The sequence below is a fragment of the Acidimicrobiia bacterium genome (genome assembly GCA_016650365.1).
Taxonomy (GTDB): domain Bacteria; phylum Actinomycetota; class Acidimicrobiia; order Spongiisociales; family JAENVV01; genus JAENVV01.
The window spans coordinates 1-10,109 of record JAENVV010000124.1 but is presented as its reverse complement, the minus strand read 5'-3'; the positions used below and the strand labels follow the sequence as shown (position 1 = coordinate 10,109).

Sequence of the window (10,109 nt, the reverse complement as noted above, 5' to 3'; positions counted from 1 at the left end):
GCATCTGCAATCTGTAAGGGAGCGGTCGGATGAGGTCCAATCCAGGTGACGCCGTCGGCGATGAATTCGTAATTGGGTTCGACGGTAAGTTCCACGGACCCGGGCTCGGACGAAACGATGCGGTCGACCACTACTTCGGGGAAACCGACGTTGGGGCGGATCGAGCCACACTCGGCGACGTGCTGGCGAAGCAAAGGTGAGTTGGGGTGGATGTTCTCGCACGCCAACACGTTGACCCACTCGACGGTGCTAATCGCCAGCCCATCATGAATCGCCGGTGCCACAATCTTGAGAATGGGAGCGCCTACCGCAGTGGCGATCAGGTCGCTCTCGGCGACCGCCGCCACGACAGCCGCCGTGTCCTGGGCAAGTACATAGGTACCTCCAGCCACTGTTGTCCGGTTGCCCGACGTGTCGACAACATCGTATGATCCGGCCAATTCCAGGGCAGAGATGAGTGTGGCATCGGCATCGATGAAGGTCAGGTCGTAATGACCTGAGAGGACCACCCCGACCAGTCCGCGGCCGATGTTTCCAGCCCCGAAGATCGTCGCCTTCATTCGTCGGTCGGCGTCAAGGTGGTGAGGACTTCGTCGACGCTGGTCGTCTTCCAGAGCTGCTCACAGATATCTTCGTCCATGAGTACTTCAGCGAGCTGACTTAGCAACGCGACGTGGTCATCAGAGTTGGCTGCCAACCCGATCACCAGATACACCGTGTCATCACCCCAGGGGGTACCGTCAGGATATTGACGGACGACGATGCCGGTCTGGAGCACGGAGTCTTTGCCTTCCAGAGTCCCGTGCGGCATGGCGACACCGTTACCCATGAACGTGCCGATCGACGACTCACGTTTGTGCATGGTGTCGACATATTGAGGATTGACCAACCCCAGCGACACCATGTGATTACCTGCGTCCGTTATCGCCTGAGCTTGGGAAACCGACTCAAGTCCAAGTGAAACGTGGTCGGCGGCGAGCATGTCATCGAGGCTCACGATTCAACCGACCACCGGATTGCCGGCGCTGAGCGTCTCGACGAGGGCCTTGAGAGCAGGGTCGTTGATGAACATTTGAAACGTCACTACCGGGACACCAGGAGCCTTGGCTCGCGCCTGGTCAGCTAGTCCTTTGTGAGTAACGACGACATCAACATCGGGGGGCAATTGCGAGACGGGACAGTGAATGACGGACACGTCCAACTTGGCCTTTTTGAGAAGCTTCTTGAGTTGATTGGCACCCATCAGGCTGGAGCCGACTCCAGCTTCGCAGGCATAGGCGATCTTCTTGACTTCATTGGCGGCTTTCTCGGGCATGCTCTTGTCATCCCTTCTGAGTTGCAGGATTGAATTTGGCGGATGCCCACGACCATAGCGTGGGCATCCACCAATTCTTCATACGGCTACGAGAGTTATCCCTCAGCCCCTAGAGCGACATGGGGAACATTGTGCATCGCCCCGTCCTCGACGTCGACATCATCCATTTCCTTGACCGGGAACAGTCTGAGCAACACGACGCCAACCACGAATGCGACTATGGCACCCACCGCGACACCGAAGAGCGCACCCACACCACCGCCGCCCGCGGGAAGCAAGGCCAGGTAGGCGAAGATTGATCCAGGTGACGGTGCCGCCGACAAGCCGGCGTCCGTAGCAACAAACGTGATGTCGGCTGAAATACCACCAGCCCACATGGCCACGATCATCACAGGGTTCATGAGGACATACGGGAAGTACACCTCGTGAATACCACCGAAGAAGTGGATGATGATCGAACCGGGCGCCGACAACTTGGCCAAGCCCTTACCAGCGAACCAGTAGGAACCGAGCAGGCCGAGACCAGGACCGGGGTTCGACTCAAGCATGAAGTAGATCGACTTGCCGGTTTCGGCAGCTTCAGCAGCTCCGAGCGGGGTCAGGATTCCATGATTGATGGCGTTATTCAGGAACAGAACCTTGCCGACCTCGATCGGCAGATCCATCAGCGGGAGCAACCCGGCATCGGAGATACCCTTGAGGATGGCGCCGAAGGCCAGGGCAATGGCGGCCATGATCGGGCCGATCGCCCAGAATCCGATCATCGCCAACACGAGCCCGAGAATGCCTTGCGAGAAGTTGTTGTACAACATCTCGAAGCCGGCCGGGGTCTTATCTTCTAGCCATTCGTCGGTCTTCTTCATGATCCAACCGGCCAACGGTCCGACGATCATCGCACCCAGGAACTGGGGAGGCGCACCTGATGATCCGGCGAACGGGCCTGTCGTGATTTCGAAGAACGATCCACCGATAACACCCATTACGGCAACGGCCCCAAGCACACCACCGCGGTGGCCGTAGATCATCTTGCCACCCGTATATGCAATGAGCAGTGGGAGCAAGTACTTGATCATCGGGCCGACGGTGTTGTCGGTTATGAACCCGTAGTCGAGCGAATCCTCACCAAACCACTTGGCCAGCCAGCCTGGTGGGATGAACAGCGTGGTGATAAGTCCCCACGCGATAAACGCCCCAATGTTGGGGATCACCATTCCGGCCATGAAGCCGCCTAGGCGCTGTATCTGAGCCTTCATCCGTTTTCCTCCTCCGAATCACGGGAATTCCAGTAAGGCTCATAGTGGCTCGCGCGAGTTACACCATCAAGTAGTAATTGGGCAGAGCCGACTTATGACAAAGTGGTCGACCGCGTCACGTCTGGGTTAAGGTACCGGGCGATCGAACGAATGTCGTCACTGTTCAAAAGGGCGTTCACCACCACGACGGGCAGCCGGGCCTCGCTGACGGGAACGGTTGATATCACCAGATCGGCATCGAGGTCCTGCCCGTCAAAGCTGTGAGCAGACACCACCTGAGCAATTTCGAGGTGAGGGAACTCGGCTTGGATCCGCGAAACCAGAATCCACACCGTAGCCATACCGCTTGGACACACCACTACGGCCCGCCTTCGGGGCCACAGGTGAGTTCGTTCCATGGCGCCAGACAAATACATGGTTATGAAACCGATTTCGTCTTCAGGGATCGGTCTCCCGATTCGGCCTTCGACGATTTCGCCGATCCGACGGGCAACGGCATGAACCTCCGGGTAGCGACGCCTTACGTCACGCAGGAGAGGATTGTGTACGGGTAGCCCGTAGCTGATCCGAACCGCCAGGCGGTCGAAATGCTGACTCAGTCCCCGGCGCAGCTCAACGTCATCGGCCAGGACCGGATGAAGCTGGTCGGCAGCCATGCTGAGGACCTCGTTCACGAGAGTCTCGTCAACCCGACTTGCTTGCTCGGTGTCCTCAAGCGCTACTACTCCGAGCAAGAATTCGGTCATGCCCGCAATCTCCTCCTCAGTGATGGTCCCGGCGGTTATGTCGGCCAACCCGGCGGCGAGACTGGTGGCGGTGGCGAAGACGGGATGGTCCATCAAAGAGCGAAGCTGGCCGGCATCGAGGGCCACGGTTCGTCCGCCCGCCAATCGGACAGCCGTAACGGCCAGGTAGAGCGGCAACATCACATCATTCTGAACTCGCAAACCGGCATTCGTATGGAGCTGGACCAGTTGGGCGCACGCGTACAGCGGCAGGCGCATCATGTACTCGCGCATCCCGGCCGAGACCCGCGTGGTGAGGCTCGGAGCGGATCGGTTCGAAGTTGCCTCGGTGAGCGTTTCATCCGGTATGGCTTCGAGGATTAGCTTCACCGTCGCCCGACGAATGGCTCCCTCGCTACCAACCACCGCCATGCCGACACCCGGACGCCTGGCGACTACCAGGCTTTGCTCCGCAAACCATGGTTCGCATCTGAGCGTATCCCGACGAGCCGAGGTCTTCGATACCTCAAGCTGGGCCTGCAGTTGCTCCATCGTCGTGTTGTCAGGTGCCCGATCGAGAAGCAGAGCTCGAACGAGATCAATTCGCTCGTCGCGAGCAAACACCCGGTATGCGTCCTCGGACTCATCTGCAAGCTCGTGGCGAGCTGAGTCTTTGTCCGAGAAGTCGCCGAAGACGAGCAGGCCGACACCGGCCTGTTTGGCGAGCGTCAGCTTGCGCGAGCGCAGGTAGGTTTCGACCCCATTCAAACGATATCTGACTACTCGCTGGGACAGTCCAAGGTCATCGGCGAGAGCTGCAGTGCTTTTCGGTCGAGTCTGATCGAGCAGCCACAAAGCGATACGCACTTGCCGGCTGTCGAGGTTATGACTCACGGGAGTATGTCACCCACAATTTCGCGAACCTCGCTCGCCGAGTCCGCCCCGAGCGAACGCTGGAGTGCGGCCGTTACCCGTTTGGGGTCCAGTTGATCGGTCAAGGCCCTGATGGCATTAACTCGCGGGGCGGCCACCGACAGCTTGTCCATTCCCATGCCAAGAAACAGCGCTGCCGTGACCGGGTCCGAGCCGGCCTCTCCACACACCGCAACTGAAATGCCCGCGGCTGTGGCAGCTTGGGCCGTCAGAGCACACAATTGAAGAACAGCCGGATGGGCCGGATCCGAATAGGCGGCCAAGACCCCCGAGGTGCGATCGGTGGCCATCGTGTATTGCGTCAGGTCGTTGGTGCCGATACTGAAGAAGTCCACATGGCGGGCAAGCTGGGGAGCTGAGATCGCCGCCGACGGAACCTCGATCATGACGCCAAGCTTCACGGCTCCGAATTCGGTTCCGTCCGCGGCGAGAGAGTCCTCGGCCTGCGCCATCGCTCGTCGGACCGCCAACACTTCTGCGACGGTCGACACCATCGGGATCATCACCCAAAGGTCGCCCTGCGTTGCGGCACGAAGCAGAGCTCGGAGCTGGCTGGCAAAGAGTTCCGCCTGCGATTCGTACAGGCGCACCCCCCGAACACCCAAGAAGGGGTTCTCCTCTGGCTCAATCGCCAGGTATTCGGCTGGCTTGTCACCCCCTATGTCAAACGTTCGGACCACCACGGGGTGTGCGAATGAGGCGGCTGCTTCAGCGTACGCCTCGTACTGTTCGTCCTCGGTGGGTGGACGGTCTCGATCGAGAAACAAGAACTCGGTTCGGTACAGGCCAATGCCGTCGGCATGAAGGCTGGCCGCGACGTCTTCTGACCCTCCGACATTGGCAGCCACACGGATCGGTCGCCCGTCATAGAAAACCGAACGACCCGAATAGGTGGCATCGGCTTCGCGTTGGCGAGCTTCGCTCTCGATAGCTTGCTGAAAACGGGCGAGGGTGTCTTCATCCGGGTCGGCAACCACTTCACCGGTTGACCCGTTGATGGCGATTACGTCGGCCACGATCGCCGCGATGCCGGCGATGCCAACCACTGCGGGGATTCCCAGCGACCGGGCGATAACCGCAACGTGCCCGGTCGGACCACCTCTTGATGTCACGAATCCGAGCACGCGCCCAGGGTCAAGATTGACAGCGTCGGCGGCGCTTAGTTCGTCAGTGACGATGATCATCGGTCGGTCGAGCGCCAACGAAGCTCGCTCCTTCCCTGACAACTGAGTGCGAATTCGGCCCATCACTTCAACGACGTCCTGGGACCGGGCCGCCAAATACGGGTCGTCGAGAGATGCCAGCATTGACGAAAGTTGGTCTGAGACTTCAGACGTAGCGGTATCGAGGCTTATCCCGGCTAACAATCGCGACTCAACTTCCGTAACCATCATCGGATCCTCAGCCATGGCGGCTTGGGCACCCATCACGTCGGCCGCTTGCGCACGCTCCGCCGCGGTTGCGGCCGCCTGAAGCTCCCGCAGTTCGGCAACCGTCGCTTCAACTGCGACATGAAAGGCGGCGGCCGGGTCGTCGAAGTCGGGAAGCGGCTCATCCGATACCGGCCGATAGAAAAACGCTGGGCCGACAGCCACCCCGGCCGACGCAGCGGCGCCTTTGAAATTACTGCTCATCTTTTCGGTGCCGTCCTTTCAAGTGCTCGGTACACAACCGCTCCCGAGACGATCGAAACGTTCGTCGTTACAGTGAGCAGCAGTGCAGTTGCCGCCACGAATAAAGATCCAGTACCGAGACCGATCGGGATGAAGGCTAGGAGATTCATGGTCAGCAAAAGGGCCACGATGGCGAAAATTCCCACCCGACGTTTTGTCCCGACCTGGACACTCCAGCCGAGCGCCTTCAAGCCTCCCCGACGCGGCTCCTCGACCACGGCATAGCCAAAGAACGCGTACATAACCAGGACGAACAGAGCGGGAATCCCGTACAGATAGCGAAACCCCAACAAAACCCCGGCCCAGAAGAAGGCCGAGGCTACGGCCTGGTCGTAGAAACGTCCGACATGGAAAGGAGCGGCGGTGCCGTCGATCGACGCCAGAGCCAGCCGGAACCAAGGGTAAGCCACGGTCGTGGTGGCCACCATACCGGCCACCAGAAACCCGACCTGGGTCCAGGCAGTCTGATCTTCAGACACCAGTTGGATCGATGCGTAATAGGTCACCAGCGACACGAACGACCAGAGCGTCAACTGGTATCGGTTAGCCCAATAGGCCGTCCAGGCCTGTCGGATCATTTCCCCCGGACGGACCCCGAACGGGGACGAACTGGGTTCTCTCTCGGATTCCATGACGGGACCATACACAACAGCATCGATTCATGGCGCTCCACGACACCGCGATCTGAAGTCGAGTGTGCATCCAGGCGCGCTATTGCAAATCGTAAGCACACTCGACGCGGCGCGCAGTGTGCATCCAGGCTCGGTACTGCGAACGGTAGGCACACTCGTTCAGGCGCGCGCCGACCGGCATCCCTAACTCCGCAAACGCAAGTCAGTTCAGGAGGGTTCGCGGAGGGTGAACGTCGCCGCCCCCAGGACCAGGATTCCATAGATCGGGAGAGCCAGGACTGCACCAAGGTTGGATGCCAGACTCGTCCCCGCGACCAGGTCCTGAAGAACCTGGTTGGCGTAGTACATCGGAGACACCCGGCTAATCACCTGTGCCCAGCCGGGCAGTGAGTCGACCGGGACCATCATCCCTGAGAACAGGAAGCTGGGGATGATGACAAGCGGAATGAACGGAATGACCTGACCTTCCGTCTGTGCAACGTTGGACACGAGAATCCCCAGCGACAAGGAGATAACGGCCAACAACCAGAGAACGATGAACGCCTCGGCCAGGCGCTGGAAGTCATAGCCAAGTTCGAACAAGAGCTGAAGAGCAACCAGCACCATTGTCGAAACCGCCGTGGCGAGGGCGGTGTATCCCAGTAGATAGCCGCCCACGATCTCGAACTGGCGGTAGCCATTCACGAACATTCGCTCGAGCGTTTGGGCGACTCGTTCGCGGACCAGAACGATGGCGGTCAGGATGAATGTGGCGAAATGGACGATATACGCTCCAAAAGGCACTACAAACCGTTCCTGACCGGCGGCCGGGATTGACGTGGCGTCGAAGAGTGTCTTCACAAAAAACACCAGCAACAACGGGGCCGCCACCACGAGAATCATAAATCGGCGATCTCGTCGAATCTGCTTGAGTACCCGCCGGGCCACGGCTCTGGTTCTACTTGGCCCCATGCTCGCCCTCCCTGCCGATCATGGACAGCACGACATCTTCGAGGGTCGGCTCCTTAACTTCGATCCGGGTGACGCTCGGGTCGAGACCGAAATTACGTAGAAAGCCCGGCAGATCATCAGACAGAGATCCCAGCGCTTGCTCAACCACGTCCCCACCGCGGTGGACTCGCACGGTCGCGCCGGCTGACGAGAACAGCTCCGACGGGGTGGCGTTGGCGAGAACTGCGCCGGATCGGATGATCGCTACCCGGTCACAGTGGACCACCTCATCCATCTGGTGGGTACTCACCACGAGCGGTCACGCCCGACTCGGCGAGCCGTCTGAACCGTTGCCAGAACGTGTGGCGCAACTCTGGGTCGACGCCGGCCGTGGGTTCGTCAAGGAACAGCATCTGCGGTTCGTGGACCAGGGTGGCGGCCAGGGAGGCCCTCTGGCGCTGACCTCCCGATAGCGCCCGGATCTGCCGGTCTGCCTCATGTCTCAAGTCGACGAATTCGAGCACGGAGCGAGCTTTCTGCTCCACGCCTTCCGAAATATGGCCGCGTCCGAAGAACGTGACATTCTCAAGAACGGTCAGGTCCTCGTACAGGACGGGTGACTGCGGCATGTATCCGATCGTCGAACGGACCTGACGCTTGTGGGCGAACGGATCAACACCAAGAACTCGAATCTCGCCCGAATCGGGCCGCAAAGCACCAACGAGCATGCGGATCAGAGTTGTCTTGCCTGCCCCATTTGCCCCCACCAGTCCGACAATTGAGCCTTTGGCGACTTCGAGATCGACCCCGGACAGTGCCACGACCTTTCCGTAGGTCTTGGAGACTGACGAGACTGAGATCGCTTGGTCGGCCATCAGGTCGACGCTGGCTCAAGCGACCGACAGCAGCTGGGGAGCGTGGCTCGGATTGCCGCAAGCGCGACAGCCGATTTCGAGCTGAACTCGACGGCTGGCGGGACGAACACCCGACGGGGATGGTCAGACCACGCCGCAGTAATCAACCGGTCGATTTCTCTCGCCCTCCCGACGGTCTCGGAGCGAATACGATCCTGATGGTACCCCTCGTCCAAGGGTGGCGTCTGCAAATGGATGACGGCCATGTAACGGGCTAGCTCCCCGGCACTCGTCGACCCCATGGCCTCCCAAAACGATTCCGGCGATCCGGGCCAGTAGGCCCGTCCGTCGATGGTCCCCCGGTCACAAAGTGCTACCCCGACCCGCCCCTCGTCGACGACAAGTCCTTCGAGTTGGCGCTGAACGGCAAAAATGGCCTGCTGCGAAGCATGCAACCCGGCTTCAGAATCATGACGCGGAAATCCGCCACCGAAGACGATCGTGGCCGCCTCAGGGAGAATCGCCACATGGCGGCAAAATGTGTGAGCGGCTAGTTCCAGGACTGCGGTCTTACCGGCTCCGGGACCACCCGTGACCACCACCAACTGTGCTTCGTGGGAGGGTTCGGGACAGCGACAGGGTCGTGATCCAACTCGAAGTGTCGGGAGCTCACCGTTCATGTCTGCCGCTCTCTTTCTTCTATAGGTCTAGCTCGTTTTGGTGCCAATGCAGCGAGTCCAGCAAGCGGTCTTTCTTGAACAGACGGGAACTCCTTCACAATCATCTGCAACAATGCGCATTCATGGAAGCGGATCTCGAAGCAGGCAATTTTCCGGGGTTGATCCGGGTACACATCGACGGCTACCGGTCGATCCGCGACGCCTCGTTTCGCCCCGGTCGGCTCTCTGCCTTGGTCGGCGAATCAAGTGCCGGCAAATCAAACGTCCTTGAAGCGATTCGGGCAGTCCTCGATCCAACCGCCCCACCCCTGGTGCCAGGTGACATTGCGCGAGACGGGGACGGAACCATCCGGGTTAGCGCCGAGTTCGCACACGGATCATCGTCGTTTATCGCCGGTCTGCCTCAGCATCGGGGAGAGTCAAGCGACTCGATATCGCATACACCGCTGTTTCTTCCGGCCGATTTACGATCCAGCACGCTGGTCGCCCTGTCGGCCAACGATTCACCACCCCACAATCGAGCCGTCGATATCCTCCAGGAAGCCCTGGCGGGGCGAGGAATCGACGGGCCACCCGACCACCCCCACCAGGGAGCTACCGCGGCAGCCCACGGCCTCGTTGACGGTCTCGAAGCCTGCCTAAAGGCCAACGTCACGGGAATGATCCTGCTTATCGAGGAGCCAGAACTGTTCCTTCCCCCTCAGATCCAGCGGTACCTCTACCGACTCCTGCACCAGTTGTCCGAGGCCGACAATCAGATCTTCTACTCCACCCACTCGCCGTCGTTTCTCAACGTTGCCAGACTCGACGAACTGGTGCTGATCGAGCTTCGACCCGGTGAGGGGACCCGACTGTTCCAGCCTGAACCGCTCCCGGCCAATCAGGAGTTTGTGGCTGCTTCCGAGTTCGACGCATCTCGGGGAGAGCTGTTCCTCGCTCGGGCGGCCGTACTGGTCGAGGGCCTGACCGAGAAACTGGCCCTTCCGTTCGTGTTTAGGGCGATGGGCCATGATGCCGACCGGGAGCGGATCTCGATCGTGGAATGCGGCGGCAAGTCGAACATTGTGCTCGCCGCCCGGATTGCCAAAGCCGTCGGCGTCCCGTTTGTTGCCCT

General features: G+C 60.1%; 10 protein-coding genes and 1 pseudogene. 1 reads left to right on the top strand and 10 read right to left on the bottom strand.

Annotated elements, in window-relative coordinates; all coding sequences use genetic code 11:
- From JJE47_07335 to JJE47_07290, 10 genes and pseudogenes are all read right to left on the bottom strand, one after another.
- The coding region (locus JJE47_07335; protein MBK5267231.1) for a mannitol-1-phosphate 5-dehydrogenase at positions 1 to 560 on the bottom strand (560 nt) is incomplete at its 3' end.
- Positions 557 to 997, bottom strand: a complete 441-nt coding sequence (locus JJE47_07330) for a PTS sugar transporter subunit IIA (protein ID MBK5267230.1) — start codon at positions 995 to 997, stop codon at positions 557 to 559. The genes JJE47_07335 and JJE47_07330, both read right to left, overlap by 4 nt.
- Positions 998 to 1,000: 3 nt before the next feature.
- Positions 1,001 to 1,315: a PTS lactose transporter subunit IIB gene (locus JJE47_07325; protein ID MBK5267229.1), complete on the bottom strand. Its 315-nt coding sequence runs from the start codon at positions 1,313 to 1,315 to the stop codon at positions 1,001 to 1,003.
- A gap of 95 nt (positions 1,316 to 1,410) precedes the next feature.
- The gene (locus JJE47_07320) at positions 1,411 to 2,568 is read right to left on the bottom strand and encodes a PTS mannitol transporter subunit IICB (protein MBK5267228.1); all 1,158 of its coding nucleotides are present in this window, start codon (positions 2,566 to 2,568) and stop codon (positions 1,411 to 1,413) included.
- A gap of 92 nt (positions 2,569 to 2,660) precedes the next feature.
- Positions 2,661 to 4,187 carry a transcription antiterminator gene (locus JJE47_07315; protein MBK5267227.1) on the bottom strand — a complete coding sequence of 509 codons (1,527 nt, stop codon included), beginning with the start codon at positions 4,185 to 4,187 and terminating at the stop codon, positions 2,661 to 2,663.
- Positions 4,184 to 5,860 carry a phosphoenolpyruvate--protein phosphotransferase gene (gene ptsP / locus JJE47_07310; protein ID MBK5267226.1) on the bottom strand — a complete coding sequence of 559 codons (1,677 nt, stop codon included), beginning with the start codon at positions 5,858 to 5,860 and terminating at the stop codon, positions 4,184 to 4,186. Before ptsP ends, JJE47_07315 begins: the two co-directional genes overlap by 4 nt.
- The gene (locus tag JJE47_07305; protein ID MBK5267225.1) at positions 5,857 to 6,531 is read right to left on the bottom strand and encodes a hypothetical protein; all 675 of its coding nucleotides are present in this window, start codon (positions 6,529 to 6,531) and stop codon (positions 5,857 to 5,859) included. The genes ptsP and JJE47_07305 overlap by 4 nt, the downstream gene beginning before the upstream one ends.
- A gap of 207 nt (positions 6,532 to 6,738) precedes the next feature.
- Positions 6,739 to 7,482 carry an ABC transporter permease gene (locus JJE47_07300; protein ID MBK5267224.1) on the bottom strand — a complete coding sequence of 248 codons (744 nt, stop codon included), beginning with the start codon at positions 7,480 to 7,482 and terminating at the stop codon, positions 6,739 to 6,741.
- Positions 7,469 to 8,336: pseudogene (locus JJE47_07295) on the bottom strand (ABC transporter ATP-binding protein). Before JJE47_07295 ends, JJE47_07300 begins: the two are co-directional and overlap by 14 nt.
- A complete protein-coding gene (locus tag JJE47_07290) occupies positions 8,336 to 8,995 on the bottom strand; it encodes an ATP-binding protein (GenBank protein ID MBK5267223.1) in 660 nt (219 codons plus the stop codon). Before JJE47_07290 ends, JJE47_07295 begins: the two are co-directional and overlap by 1 nt.
- A 122-nt stretch (positions 8,996 to 9,117) precedes the next feature.
- Here JJE47_07290 and JJE47_07285 point away from each other — a divergent pair.
- Positions 9,118 to 10,109: AAA family ATPase (locus JJE47_07285; protein ID MBK5267222.1), on the top strand; the 992-nt coding region annotated here is incomplete at its 3' end.